13 protein-coding genes are annotated in these 13,867 nt (G+C 46.5%); 6 read left to right on the forward strand and 7 right to left on the reverse strand.

The features are described 5' to 3' along the window. From QUB12_RS19345 to QUB12_RS19355, 3 genes are all read right to left on the reverse strand, one after another. A partial coding sequence (locus tag QUB12_RS19345) for a DUF4347 domain-containing protein (protein WP_333308023.1) occupies positions 1–1,558 on the reverse strand: 1,558 nt, incomplete at its 3' end. Positions 1,559–1,760: 202 nt separating this feature from the next. Next, positions 1,761–2,453 (reverse strand): response regulator transcription factor, encoded by a 693-nt coding sequence (locus tag QUB12_RS19350; protein WP_333144963.1) that lies wholly within the window; start codon positions 2,451–2,453, stop codon positions 1,761–1,763. Continuing rightward, the gene (locus QUB12_RS19355) at positions 2,450–3,550 is read right to left on the reverse strand and encodes a HAMP domain-containing sensor histidine kinase (protein ID WP_333308025.1); all 1,101 of its coding nucleotides are present in this window, start codon (positions 3,548–3,550) and stop codon (positions 2,450–2,452) included. The genes QUB12_RS19350 and QUB12_RS19355 overlap by 4 nt, the downstream gene beginning before the upstream one ends. A 309-nt stretch (positions 3,551–3,859) precedes the next feature. Here QUB12_RS19355 and kdpA point away from each other — a divergent pair, with 309 nt between their 5' ends. From kdpA to QUB12_RS19385, 6 genes are all read left to right on the forward strand, one after another. Then, on the forward strand, positions 3,860–5,608 hold the full coding sequence (kdpA, locus tag QUB12_RS19360) for a potassium-transporting ATPase subunit KdpA (RefSeq protein ID WP_333144961.1): 1,749 nt from the start codon (positions 3,860–3,862) through the stop codon (positions 5,606–5,608). 77 nt (positions 5,609–5,685) lie between these two features. After that, positions 5,686–7,779 (forward strand): potassium-transporting ATPase subunit KdpB, encoded by a 2,094-nt coding sequence (kdpB, locus tag QUB12_RS19365; RefSeq protein WP_333144960.1) that lies wholly within the window; start codon positions 5,686–5,688, stop codon positions 7,777–7,779. A gap of 155 nt (positions 7,780–7,934) precedes the next feature. Next, positions 7,935–8,204: a K(+)-transporting ATPase subunit F gene (gene kdpF, locus QUB12_RS19370; protein ID WP_333144959.1), complete on the forward strand. Its 270-nt coding sequence runs from the start codon at positions 7,935–7,937 to the stop codon at positions 8,202–8,204. Between the two features lie 41 nt (positions 8,205–8,245). Further along, positions 8,246–8,878: a K(+)-transporting ATPase subunit C gene (kdpC, locus tag QUB12_RS19375; RefSeq protein ID WP_333144958.1), complete on the forward strand. Its 633-nt coding sequence runs from the start codon at positions 8,246–8,248 to the stop codon at positions 8,876–8,878. A gap of 209 nt (positions 8,879–9,087) precedes the next feature. Beyond that, complete coding sequence (locus QUB12_RS19380; protein WP_333144956.1) at positions 9,088–10,239, forward strand: universal stress protein; 1,152 nt, start codon at positions 9,088–9,090, stop codon at positions 10,237–10,239. A gap of 264 nt (positions 10,240–10,503) precedes the next feature. After that, positions 10,504–11,742 carry a sodium:proton antiporter gene (locus tag QUB12_RS19385; RefSeq protein ID WP_333144954.1) on the forward strand — a complete coding sequence of 413 codons (1,239 nt, stop codon included), beginning with the start codon at positions 10,504–10,506 and terminating at the stop codon, positions 11,740–11,742. Between the two features lie 93 nt (positions 11,743–11,835). On the opposite strand, the gene QUB12_RS19390 is transcribed toward QUB12_RS19385, so the two are convergent. Genes QUB12_RS19390 through QUB12_RS19405 form a run of 4 tightly spaced genes read right to left on the reverse strand, consistent with a single transcriptional unit; the run spans position 11,836 to position 13,861 of the window. Further along, on the reverse strand, positions 11,836–12,471 hold the full coding sequence (locus QUB12_RS19390) for a class I SAM-dependent methyltransferase (RefSeq protein WP_333144953.1): 636 nt from the start codon (positions 12,469–12,471) through the stop codon (positions 11,836–11,838). Between the two features lie 6 nt (positions 12,472–12,477). Further along, a complete protein-coding gene (locus QUB12_RS19395; protein WP_333144952.1) occupies positions 12,478–12,939 on the reverse strand; it encodes a cupin domain-containing protein in 462 nt (153 codons plus the stop codon). Positions 12,940–12,963: 24 nt separating this feature from the next. Beyond that, positions 12,964–13,341, reverse strand: a complete 378-nt coding sequence (locus tag QUB12_RS19400) for a HEPN domain-containing protein (RefSeq protein WP_333144951.1) — start codon at positions 13,339–13,341, stop codon at positions 12,964–12,966. Next, positions 13,331–13,861 (reverse strand): hypothetical protein, encoded by a 531-nt coding sequence (locus QUB12_RS19405; RefSeq protein ID WP_333144950.1) that lies wholly within the window; start codon positions 13,859–13,861, stop codon positions 13,331–13,333. The genes QUB12_RS19400 and QUB12_RS19405 overlap by 11 nt, the downstream gene beginning before the upstream one ends. Positions 13,862–13,867 lie beyond the last annotated feature (6 nt).

Below are 13,867 nucleotides of genomic sequence, written 5' to 3' on the forward strand. Positions count from 1 at the left end.
CGGGGACTGTCGCAGCCCCGTCGCTAACGCTGTAGGTGAAAGTGTCACTACCTACAAAGCCAGGCTTAGGATTGTAACTGAAGTCGCCCAAGGGGTTGAGTGTGAGTGTACCGTTGGTTGGGTCTGTGACTACAGTGGTCGTCAGCGGGTCGCTGTTGGCGTCGGTAGGCCCTGGTACGCTGAGCACTTTGTCGTGCAGGACGCTGTAGCTGCCAGTGGCGGCCACCGGGAAATTATTAACCGAGATGGGGCCGAGAGTAAAAGCGGCACTTGCTTGATCCGTGGCGTCCCCGAAAAATAGGAAGTTTGGCTGGCTGTAGGGATTGTAGGGTAAACGCGGCTGACTGGCTTCTGGATTAAATGCCGTGTAGTTGCGTAGCGGTTGATTTGTCAGGTTTGGTATTGCTGTTGGGCCGGCAAACAGGGTGTAAGTGTTGCCTTGAACTACGAGTTTGTAGTCTGTAGGAGTGTTGATGTTAAAAGGTAAAGCTGCATTTTCCCCGCGAGTAAAGGTGGGAGCTGATGTTGGTGTACCACCGGTTTGAGCAAATATACCTCCGTTGGGGGGAAAGTTCCCCTTGGTGAAACCCAGTTCAATGCCATTTTGACCGTCGCTGCTAATGGCGATGATGCTGAAACCGGCCCGATCGTTACTAATACTGTTTTCAGCGGTGACTGCAACTCGAAAAGAAACGCTGTAACCGTTGATGCGGTCAAGTGCGGGAAAAGTTGCGCTGACTGGAGTAAATGTTGCTGGCGTCGGGGTCGGAGTTGCGGGAGTGTATCTGTAGTTGGTGTAGCCTGCATAGCCTGTAGTGTTATTAGCCGCCGTCACGCTCGCAGTATTAATGCCCGTGTTTGGCGAGAACGCACCTGTAGCTAGGATACCACCACCGAATGGGAGAAAAATAGGTATGGGAAGAGGTACTTGTCCGTAAGCTAATTGGGTGCTGGTGCTACCTGATGTCCCGATACCGGGAGGCGATCCGTTTGGAAAGTTACTTGTGTCTTTGCCGTCATAGAGGATAAAACCGAACACAAATTGATAAGTGGCTCTTGTGGCTGGGTCGATCGCCAACCCAGATGACACGGCTCCTGTTGTATAATCTAATTCCCAATCTCCGCCCATAGCCGAACTGCCGATCGGCGATCGAGAAGCCGCAATTTTTGCCTTAGTTAGCTGACTCAGTTGCTGCACAAAGTTAGCGCCCTTTTCCCCCGCCGCTACATCACACCCATAAAGCAAAATCTCTCCACTGTCTGCCAGCGAGCGCCACCAACGCTGCAATTGCTTAGCATAAGTTTTTAAATTTGTCAAGTTTAGCTCGATCGCGCCTAGCAGTAAACTCGCGGGGCGGCCGTGGGAGATGATATGAATGCTTTTGATATTGCTGCGACTCGCTAGAGCCTCAGTAATTTGTGCTACTCCATCCCGCGCCGCATCGAGGGTAATAACTTCTGTCCCCGCTGCGATGCCGTTGTGGAGAGTTTGGCTGTCGGGAAGGGCAGAGTCGAGAAAGGCGATCGAACTAAAAACTGAACTGATAAAATTTGGCATAATACACCTTTGGTTAGATGACGGCAGGAAAATTAAGGCCTGTCTAGCTTAGCAAATTCACAAATTCAATGTCATGAGTAAAATTAACAATCAAGACGAATACTAATTTCCCGTGAACCTGCAACAGAAGCCTCTTGATAGGGGCGGGTTTAGCCAATAATTCCTTTAAAAAACCGACAATTCCAGTACACAACTCGCTTTTTTAGGGTTCGATCGCTAAAAGCTCTTCTGCTACCAATCCTTTCTGAATAGCAAGCACTGCTGCTTGAGTGCGATCGCGCACTTCTAACTTTTGCAAAATCGCGTGCACATGAACCCGCACAGTCCCCGGAGCAATGTACAATATTTGTGCAATTTCCTGATTGCTTTTCCCCCCCGCAACTAAAGCCAAGATTTCCTGTTCTCGCTTCGTCAGCGGATTTTCCAAAACTTCCCATTTTGACCCAACTTTCACAGGTTCAGGATTAGCAAAAACTGCCCGAATTTCCGCAGTTGCCGCCTTATCCCACCACGAAGCACCCGCTGCTATCGATCGAATTGCCAAAACCAAAGTTTCCGCCGCAATTCCCTTAAGGCAATAGCCCTGAGCTCCCGCTGCAATTAATCTTTCAATTAAGGATTTTTGAGAATGAGATGTTAAAATTAAAACCGGAATTGCTGGATGTCGATCTTTAATTTGGCGGCACGCTTCAATACCGCCAATTCCCGGCAAACCGACATCGAGAACTACCACATCTGGTAAGTATTCCTGAGTCAATTCTACTGCTGTTTCGCCATCTTCTGCCTCGGCAATTACTTGCAAGCAACTTTCTTGCTGCAACCTGGTTTGCAGCCCCAACCGAAACAGTTCGTCGTCTTCAACTAGGAGAATTCGTAATGGATAAGCTGGTTTCATTTCTGTGGGATAGCAGGGAGTCGGAATCCAAATAAAGCACCGTGTGGCAACTTATTTTCTGCCCAAATTATACCGCCGTGGGCGTCAATAATTTGGCGAGACAAGTATAACCCCAATCCCGATCCTTTGGCTTGCCGATCGCTGTGCCCTTGATAAAAACGCTCGAACAAGTGGGGCAGTTCATCGGCGGTAATTCCTAACCCGCTATCGATAACTTTCACCACCTGAAAACTCGAATAAGATTCCATGATTATTTCTACCTTGCCACCGCGAGGAGAATGGTTGATGCCGTTTGTTAGCAAATTAACAAAAACGCGCTGGAGTTGCACCGCATCGCCATTTACCCACAAAGAACGACGGAAATCTGACTCTCCGTAACTCATACTAATGTAAACCCGGCGCGCCGCCGACAAATGGATGAGTGTTGCGATTACTTCTTCTGCCAAAGCTACTAAATTTACCGGCGCAAGTTGCAGTTTTAAACCTTCGGCATCATTGCGGTAAACATCCAGCAGCGTTTCTACTAATTGTAGTGACATTTTGTGTGATCGCGCCATTGTTTCGAGAACTTTTTGCTGACTGGCGGTGACATTCCCAAATTTTGCTGACTGAAAAGCTTTAATTGTTTCTATAGCCCCCAGCATCGGCGTTTTCAAGTCGTGACTCAAAGTAGAGACAAAATCTTCTCGGATGCTTGCTAGCTGCTGCTGCGACTGCAACTCAGCTTTAGCGATCGCGATCGTCTCTTGGTACTGCTGGTTGCGATCGCTCAAATATCCCGTCACCCCTAAAGCCATGACTGCGATCGATCTATTTGCTACAGTTGCTAGGGCGATCGTTTCTCCAGGAGGAAAAAACAAATTTAACAGCGTCAAAGCTGCCGATACCAGTGTAATTTGCAACTTACCCAACCGACTCAAGCGCGAATTTGCCAGTAAAATCGGCCCTGTGTACAAATACCTAAACAGATACTCCGACGGTGTAGTAAATTCCAGCACTACAACGATCGCCAATAAAATTGCGATCGACCACCTGCCCCGCAAATACTTCTCTTGAATTGCCTGGTTGTCTGTGATTTTCAATAAGCTGTTTAACATCCTTTATCCATCCATTTTATATTTTATATTTACACTTTACTCTCTGCCTTATCCCTGCGGTTTTTATTCGCCAAAATTTTGTCTACTATGACGCAAAAACAAGCGTTTAGATAACATCTATATCTGCAAGCATAGATAGTGCAAAATATTTAAACATTTGTCTATCAGTGAAAATATATAGCAGCTAAGCATATAAGCATAACGGGTAAACGGCAACTTATACCTGCGGGCTGATTATCAAAAATCCTAACGGCAAGTATATTGATTGTTAAAAGCAGATTGCACTTTTAAGAAAGTATTGGCTCAGTTATGCTTGAAGGATTAATTCAAATCGTATTAACGCTAATCATTGTAGTAGCGATCGCCCCTATTTTTGGTAATTACATGGCGCGGGTGTACATGGGAGAAGCAACCATTCTCGACCCCGCTATTAAACCCCTAGAACAAATTATCTATAAAGCCAGCAATATCCGGTATGTAGATTCGATGACAGGTTGGCAATATGCGCGATCTTTACTCTACAGCAATGCAGCAATGGGCATATTTGTTTTCCTAATTTTCATGCTTCAAGGAGTGCTGCCTTTAAATGCCACCGGCTTAAGTACCCCAACCTGGGATACTGCGCTGCACACAACTATTTCATTCCTCACAAATACCGACCAACAGCATTACTCCAGCGAGACAACATTCAGTTATCTATCCCAGTTAACTCTGGGTTTTTTAATGTTTACCTCAGCCGCCACGGGTTTAGCAGTAGGCATTGCCTTTATTCGGGGCTTAACAGGTCGTCCATTGGGCAACTTTTACATCGATTTAATTCAATCAATTACCAGGATTCTGCTACCGATTTCTTTAATAATTGCCTTACTTTTGCTAATGTCTGGAGTGCCGGAAACCCTAGCAGGGCCGGCAGTTGCCCGTACCTTAGAAGGCGGCACGCAAGTAATAGCTCGCGGGCCAGTAGCTCACTTTGAAAGCATCAAACAACTGGGAGAAAATGGCGGCGGATTTTTTGCCATGAACTCGGCTCACCCCTTTGAAAATCCCAATCCTTTTACCAACCTGCTGGAAACACTAGCAATGGTTTCTATACCAGCAGCTATGATTCACACTTACGGTCGATTTGCCAATAACAAAAAGCAGGGATGGCTGATTTTTTGGATGGTGTTTGCCATCTATGTAATTTTGATTGGCATTGCAGCATTTGGCGAGTACAGCGGCAACCCTCAAATTAATAATTTACTGGGCGCGCAGCAGCCAAATTTAGAAGGCAAAGAAGTTAGGTTTGGTTGGGCAGAGACTGCACTGTGGGCGGTGACTACGACAGGCACAATGTGCGGCGCTGTCAACGGGATGCACGATTCTTTAATGCCTCCCGCTGGTTTTGCTACTCTGTTTAATTTGTTTCTGCAAATCGTTTGGGGCGGACAGGGAACGGGAACGGCTTACTTGTTTATTTACTCAATTTTGAGCGTGTTTCTCACGGGATTGATGGTGGGGAGAACGCCGGAATTTTTGGGACGCAAAATTGAGAAACGGGAAATTGTTTTAGCCAGCGTTGTTTTATTAATCCACCCGATCGCAGTTTTAATCCCCGGTGCAATTACCCTCGCATTTACCGACAGTTTGAGCGGCATCAGCAACCCCGGATTTCACGGCATTTCCCAGGTAATGTACGAATACGCTTCAGCGGCAGCTAACAACGGTTCCGGCTTAGAAGGATTGACCGACTCTCAACCCGCCCCGACAGGACTTTGGTGGAATTTAAGCACCTGTTTTAGCCTCCTGTTAGGGCGCTACATTCCAATTATTGCCCTGCTGCTTTTAGCTGACAGCATGACAAACAAACAACTGGTTCCCGAAACAACAGGCACTCTCAGAACCGATTCAGTTTTGTTCACTAGCGTAACCGCAGGAGTAATCTTAATTCTAGGCGCACTGACATTTTTCCCAGTTTTGGCATTAGGGCCAATTGCCGAAGGATATGAAATTAGCAGCGGCAAGTTTGAACCAGCATCAATAGCTGTACCCACAACACCAACTCCTCCCCCTCAGTAGCGAAAATCCTCAACCTCACTCTTCTCTTTCTCTGTGTTCTCTGTGTTCTCTGCGGTTCATTAAAATCCCCAATCGACATGACCTCATCCCCTACTCCCGATTCCCCAAAAAAACCTCCCAGAGGCTCTCGCGAGTCTCGCAAGCACACGCCGAAAGCAAATACTAAAGGCCTTTATCAAAGAGCTTTTAAAGAAGCTTTTGTCAAGCTAAACCCGCGGGTGATGCTAAAAAATCCGGTGATGTTTGTGGTGTGGATAGGCACAATTGTGACTGCACTTTTAACGATCGACCCCACGCTGTTCGGCCCGGTTTTAGGCAAAAATCAGGTAGTTTTTAACGGCTTAGTGACGTTAATTTTGTTCTTCACTTTGGTATTTGCTAATTTTGCCGAAGCGGTGGCCGAAGGGCGCGGCAAAGCCCAAGCAGATGCGCTGCGATCGACCAAAGCAGACACGACAGCCCGCAAACTCCTACCAGACGGTTCAATTCAAGAAGTTAGTTCGACATCCCTGAGACGCGGCGACCAAATTAAAGTGATCGCGGGCGATGTCATTCCTTCCGACGGCGAAGTGATTGCAGGCGTCGCCTCGGTAGATGAATCTGCGATCACTGGCGAATCCGCGCCGGTGCTCAAGGAACCGGGTTCGGACATCGCCAGTTCCGTCACCGGCGGTACGCGCATCCTTTCCGACGAATTGACGCTGCGGGTGATGGCTGACCCAGGTAAGGGGTTTTTGGACAGGATGATCGCGCTGGTGGAGGGGGCCGAAAGGTCGAAAACGCCCAACGAGATCGCGCTGACGGTTCTGCTGGCGGTGCTGACTCTGGTGTTTTTGATAGTGGTATCGACGATTCCGCCGATCGCAAGTTATGTGAAAACTCCCGTGGGCGTGGTGACGCTGATTTCGCTGCTGGTGGCGCTGATCCCGACGACGATCGGCGGTTTGCTGAGCGCGATCGGCATTGCGGGCATGGATCGCGTCGCTCAGTTTAACGTGATAGCGACCTCTGGACGCGCCGTGGAGGCTTGCGGCGACGTGAATACGCTGATTTTGGACAAAACGGGGACGATCACGCTGGGGAACCGTTTAGCTGAGGAGTTCATTCCGGTAAACGGTCACTCGCTGGAGGAGGTTGCGAGTGTAGCCCTTGCTGCTAGCCTGTTTGACGATACTCCAGAGGGAAAGTCGATCGTCCGTTTGGCTCAGAATTTGGGCGCACAGGTAAATTTCGATCGCACCAACGCCACGGGGCTTGATTTTTCCGCAAAAACGCGGATGTCTGGCACGGATTTGCCCGATGGGACGGAGGTTCGCAAGGGTGCGGTGGATGCGGTGAAGGGTTTTGTGCGATCGCGCGGTGGCAATTTTGGGCCGGATCTCGATGCAGCTTACGAGCGAGTTTCGCGCTTGGGAGGCACGCCCTTAGCTGTTTGTCAAGGCAGCGACACCTATGGCATTATCTATTTGAAAGATGTCATCAAACCGGGAATTCGCGATCGGTTTGACCAACTGCGAAAAATGGGCATCCGCACAATAATGCTCACCGGAGATAACCGAATTACAGCATCAGTAATTGCCGATGAAGCAGGCGTTGACGACTTCATTGCCGAAGCAACTCCCGAGGACAAAATCGATGTAATTCGCCAGCAACAAGCAGAAGGCAAATTAGTAGCAATGACGGGAGACGGAACCAACGACGCACCCGCACTAGCCCAGGCAAACGTAGGACTCGCGATGAATTCTGGAACCCAAGCCGCGAAAGAAGCCGCTAACATGGTGGACTTAGATTCCGACCCCACCAAACTAATTGACTTAGTTACAATTGGCAAACAATTGCTGATTACTCGCGGCGCGCTGACTACGTTTTCGCTAGCGAACGACATTGCCAAATATTTTGCAATTATTCCGGCAATATTTGCCCCTGTTGGCGCTTTAAACGTCATGGGTTTAGCCAGCGGTCAATCGGCAGTTTTGTCGGCATTAATTTACAATGCTCTGATTATTCCCGCTTTGATTCCACTAGCATTAACAGGTGTCAAGTTTCGACCTTTGAGCGCCAATAAACTGTTGCAGCGGAACATTTTAATCTACGGATTGGGAGGAGCCGTCGCACCGTTTATTGCTATCAAAATTATTGATATTTTGATAGCCGCCGTTGGGCTAGCATAAGAGAAGTTCGGCAACGGATCGGTCGAGGAATGTAACGGATGATTCTCGTTCCCCGGCTCTGCCGAGGAACGCAGATCCAGAGGCTCTGCCTCGATTTTTTCCAAAAAATCATCCAATAGAAAGACAGATATTTATTCCCAAAATAAGGAGAATTCATGAAACGGAATGATTTGCTGAATGATATTTTTCCCAGAGATTTCCAACAAATTATTGAGTTAGCACAAATGCTTTGGCAGCGCCACCCAATCCCGGTACAGCTATTTCTAGTAATGTGTTTCAATGCTATAATTGCCCCCGCTGTATACGCGGCGGCGGGCGAAGATTTGACCCGAAAAGCTGTCTGGGGTTTAAGTCTCCTGGGTTTGGTGATTATCGCCCTTTCTATTTACTTGTTTGTAGTCATCTTTCAGCCGGAAAGATTTTAGTCAATAATTAACCCTTAGCAAATAACCGAGCGAGGTAATTTATGAGAGAAATAATTAGAGCCATTCGCCTTACCCTGGTTTTGTGGGGAATTACAGCCATTATTTACCCTTTAATCTTGCTAGCAATCGGTCAAATTGCTTTTAATTCCCAGGCAAACGGCAGCTTATTAATTACTAAGCAGGGAGTTGTAGTCGGTTCCTCGTTAATTGGTCAACCTTTCCGATCAGATAAATATTTTTGGGGTCGTCCCAGCACCACCAATTACAGCAGTTTTGCGACAGAAAATTACGATCCGACAAAGGGAGAAAATGTTAGTCAAAGAACAGGCGTTTCTGGTGCTAGCAACCTGGCCCCCAGTAACTCGGAGTTGCTGAAACGAGGTAATGAGAAAGAGGGTTTTCAGGGAGTGCAAGTTGAATTAGATCGCCTCAACAAAGCTGGTATCAAACCGACTGCTGATTTAGTCTACACCTCTGGTTCTAGCCTCGATCCGCACATTAGCCTAGAGGCAGCTAGGGCGCAAATTCAGCGGATAGCAACGGTGCGATCGCTCAATCTCAATCAAGTAGAAATGTTGGTAGCCAAAAATACAGATGGCAGATTTCTCGGCATTTTCGGCGAACCGGGAGTTAACGTCCTCAAACTGAATTTGGCTCTCGACCGTTTACAATAGTTGACAGTCAGTAGTCAGTTGTCCGTAGTCATTAGTCATTAGTCATTAGTCATTAGTCATTAGTTATGAGTTATTTGTTATTTGTTATTAGTTATTTGTAGCAACAGACAACAGACAACAGACAACAGACAACAGACAACTGACAACTGCCAACTGACAACTGCCAACTGACAACTGCCAACTGACAACTGACAACCCACTACTCAGCTATGATTCACTCTAGCGAACTTACCAACAATCCAGACGCGGTTTACGCCCAGCCGAACCGCACTTACGATCGCACCCCCCGCCGGGGAAAGCACAAAATATTTATCGGCATGGCCCCCGGTGTCGGCAAAACTTTCCGAATGCTGGAAGAAGGACACACGCTCAAATCTGAAGGCATTGATGTGGTAATTGGACTGTTAGAAACTCACGGGCGGAAAGAGACAGCAGCTAAAGCCGAGGGACTAGAAATAGTTCCCAAAAAACAAATGCGGCGCGGCGAAAAAATACTCAACGAAATGGATACGGATGCTGTCATAGAACGCCGTCCTCAATTAGCATTAATAGACGAACTGGCTCATACCAACATTCCGGGTTCTCTGCGAGAAAAACGATATCAAGATGTCGAAGAAATTCTCAAGGCTGGGATTGATGTTTTTTCCACGCTCAACATTCAACACATAGAAAGCCTCAACGATTTAGTAGCTCGAATTACCGGAGTTGTAGTGCGAGAGCGAGTACCCGATCGCGTCCTCGAAGATGCTGACGAAATAGTCGTTGTCGATGTAACGCCGGAAACTTTAGAAGAAAGGTTGCTAGAAGGAAAAATTTATGCTCCCGAAAAAATTGAACAATCTTTAGAAAACTTTTTCCAGCGCCGTCATTTAATTGCTTTGCGAGAACTTGCCCTGCGAGAAGTAGCAGACAATGTTGAAGACGAGGCAGCAACTTTAAAAGGTCAATCTTGCAACATTCACGAACGAGTATTAGTGTGCATCTCGACTTATCCGAATTCCTTGCAACTGCTGCGGCGGGGCGCGAGGATTGCTAGCTACATGAATGCCCAATTTTATGCTGTGTTTGTCAACGATCCCGACCGATTTTTAACAAAAGCAGAAAGCTTGCACGTTGAAACTTGTGAGAAACTTTGTCAAGAATTTAACGGGCAATTTTTGCGGGTAAACGGCAATAATATAGCCAAAGCGATTTCGGAGGTAGCGAAACAGTATCGCATTACTCAAATTGTGATCGGCGAAAGCCAGCAATCCCGCTGGCATTTGCTGCTGCGGGGTTCTTTAACTCAACAGTTAGTGCGATCGCTCAAACACGTAGATTTGCATATCATTGCTACCGAAAAAAGTGGTCTTTCTAATTGATTATTAGTCCTCAGTCATTAGTCATTAGTCATTAGTTATTAGTTATTAGTCAGATGAATGCAATAAACAATTCCGAGCGATTGTAAGTCACGGAGTTTACTGGTTCCAAAGACAAAGCCCGCAGCCGCAGGCTAGAAGCATAAACAATTTGGTATAACAAATGCAACTTTCGGAGGATATGTGAATCTAGCGGGTGGTGGATGCCGCAGAAGCTTTTATCTGTCAGAATCGCACTTGGTAAACCTGATTAAAAGTGTGCTCTCTATGGTGGATAGTTACATTCTCAAATTGCTAGTTATTGGCATCCTCCTGCTGAGCGTCACCTTGGGTTCGGGATGGATCTCGCGAATGCCGGTGTCTTATGCCTTAATTTATCTAGTTGTCGGTATCGGATTGGGGCCCTACGGCGTCAAGCTGATTGAGTTGCGTCCCGAAGCTCAATTTTTAGAAAGACTCACAGAATTTGTAGTTATTGTTTCTCTGTTCAGTTGCGGCTTAAAAATGAATCGCCCGCTGCAACTTTGGGCTTGGAATTCCACAGTGCGGCTGATCGGTTTTTTAATGCCAATTTCGATTTTTGCTGTGGCTGCGATCGGTCATTGGTTTGTGAAATTAGATTGGGGCGCGGCGATTTTACTCGGAGCAATTCTCGCTCCCACCGATCCAGTTTTGGCCTCAGAAGTTCAGTTAGCTCATATAAAAGATCGCGATGAATTGCGCTTTGGTTTAACATCGGAAGGCGGTTTAAACGATGCTTTAGCTTTTCCCTTTGTTTATTTCGGCATTTATTCGCTAAAAGATAACAACTGGTCGAAGTGGTTTTCGCAGTGGGTAGCAGTTGACTTGATTTGGGCGATCGCCGCAGGTATCGTTATGGGAATTTTAGTAGCTAAAGCCGTCACCTGGATCGATCGCCGGCTCCAACACTATCGACCGGCCGATCAATTAATGGAAGATTTCATTGCTCTGTGCACAATTCTGCTCACCTATTCCCTCACAGAAGTAGTCAACGGCTACGGATTTCTCGCAGTTTTTGTAGCAGGAATTGTCGTGCAGCGGAGTTACCACAATCTAGAAAAGCCACTTTCCCAACTGCACTTTACCGAGCGCATAGAAAAGTTAATGGAAGTAGCAACTATTTTACTATTAGGTTCGCTTTTGCGCCTAGAGCCTATGTTGGCCTATGGAGGATACTCCCTCTTAGTAGCTGGATTGTTGATTTTTTTAATCCGGCCTGTGGGAGCTTGGATTAGTACGATCGGCAGTCCTTTGCATCCCGCCAACCGCTGGCTTTATGGCTGGTTCGGCATTCGTGGTGTCGGTTCTATCTATTATCTTACCTATGCTTTTGGTAAGGGTTTGGAAGGCGAAACAGGGGAAAGAATTGCCTGGATTACCTTTTCAACAATCATAATTTCTGTGGTTTTGCACGGTATTACTTCCACCCCGCTAATGAACTGGTACGAGCGCCGAATCAAACCTAAAGTACCGGATTTAATTTAATTAATTCACGCAAGTCATACAGATTGTATGCGATATTTGTAGGGACACGGCACTGCCGTGTCCTTACCTAATCTAGGAATTTCACGAAATACTCTAAACAGGTTTCACCCCAACTAATAAAGCGAGTTCCCGCCACTTCCAATAGCAGTCTACATCGTCAAAACCAATTTCTCTAAACCAGCGCAGTTGCGTTTCGACATCCAGCAATTTATTAGACGGATCATCGGGCGAATCGCTAATACCAATTGCCTCTCGAAATTTCTCGTGCAAAGCGGGAGTTGGTGACGCTACGTGCTCCAAATTGCAAAAAATGCCTCCCGGTTCCAAAAGCGCGAAAATCTCAGTGTAAAGCGAACGTTTGCGATCGTCTGCTACATGATGAATCGCAAAACTAGAAACAACCGCATCAAACTTGCCCGAATCCGGTAAGGATTCATCAAAATTGTGCTCGATTACCGTGACATTCTGGTCATCAGCAAAGCGAATTCTGGCTTTTTCCAGCATTGTCGGCGAAAAATCGATCGCCACACATTCAACATTTGGTCGATCGCACTTAAGCAGACCCAGCAACCGCCCGTCTCCCGTACCCACATCCAGAATTCGCTTAACATTTTTCGGCACTTCCTCCAACAAAACCGCTTCACCTTCAGTGCGGTGAGGAATTCCATCAGCTTTAGCAAGATACCACAAAGCGTGTTCCGCCGAAGTCCAAAGATTCACTTGACTCATAATTTTTTAATCCTCATAAACCTCGCCATTTTTGCGAGTAAAAATCCAACCATTATCGCTAGCTTTGGCAATTAGATCGTCATCGGGATATTCGGCACTATCTCCCGGAGTGCGATCGCCAATTTCCAGATAAACAACATCTGAATTCGTGCGGTTGACTAAATGGTGTCCGTCTGCATCACCCGCCGGAAAACCCGCCGCCATACCCGGTTTCAGCACTTGCTCTCCCGAATTTGTAATCACAGTAACTTCCCCTTCCAGAACATAGATTAACTCATCTTGACGGGTATGCCAGTGCCTGAGAGCAGAAGAACTTCCCGGTGCCAGCCTCACCAAATTTACCCCAAAATTCTGCAATCCGGCAGCATCGCCCAAGCGTTTTTTAACTCTCCCCAAAACAGCAGATTGAAATTGCTGAGGGTACTTGGAACCCGTTATTTCCGGCACATTTTTAGGATCGATAATCATATATTTTAACCCTGGACTCTATACTTACAAACTACTCAAATCCGATATTACTTTCTCGGAGATTCCAATAGCTATTAATGCAATACCGGATAATCCTGGTACTGCATCATCATAATCTACTTTTCGGCGATAGCTTCGCAAATACCTCAAATTTTCTGCTATTTTCTTGCGAGTGCGATCGGGACTGACAGCGAATTGTTCCTGAACGTATCTGTGAGCTTCTCCTGTCTTTGGAATAGAAAGTCCTTCGGTATCCCGTAAATAGTTTCGGGCTTGAATGAAAGCTGCATAGTAGGCTCTACTGATAGCAGCACGCACTTTAGCTTCTTCATTTGCGGGGGTAGTTGCTTTACCTACAAGTTCTCTAGCTAAATTAAGATATTCTAACCATTCAAAAGTCATCTGGATATTCTAAGATAGGACAGAGTGGCTGTCGTATTTTATCTGATAAATTTAACCACCACTCATCTTGAAACTGATTAAGTTTGTCAACAGCTTCCTCTGGGGTTACGTTCATGCAAATGGCTAATTCTAACATAGAATCCTCGACAGCTTCTGGGTCAGTCACGCATTCAATAAATAACTTAGCATCCGGGAAGTAATGGCAAATTTTGTCTGCTGCTTCCAGCAATACGGGAATCAAAAATTGATATTTTTCCAGAAACAGCAATATTTCTGTTTCTCCCCGGAAGCTGTACAATTTTTCCAAAGATTTAATATCAGCCAAAGAAACAGGATTTAGCTCGGTTAAGCTATCGTGCAGCAGCATAGAGGCTAGGCTTTCCGCATCAACTCGACGGCGTTTTGCTTCTGCCAAAAGCCTTTCGCTGTCTTCAGGAGACAGTTGGATTGTCAGGATTTGAGAATTGCTCGCGGTTTTCATGGAGATTGTATGACCTAACGATTTTTTTCCTGTTTCCATTGTCCC

The sequence above is a fragment of the Microcoleus sp. B7-D4 genome, from assembly GCF_036705125.1.
Classification (GTDB): Bacteria; Cyanobacteriota; Cyanobacteriia; order Cyanobacteriales; family Microcoleaceae; genus Microcoleus.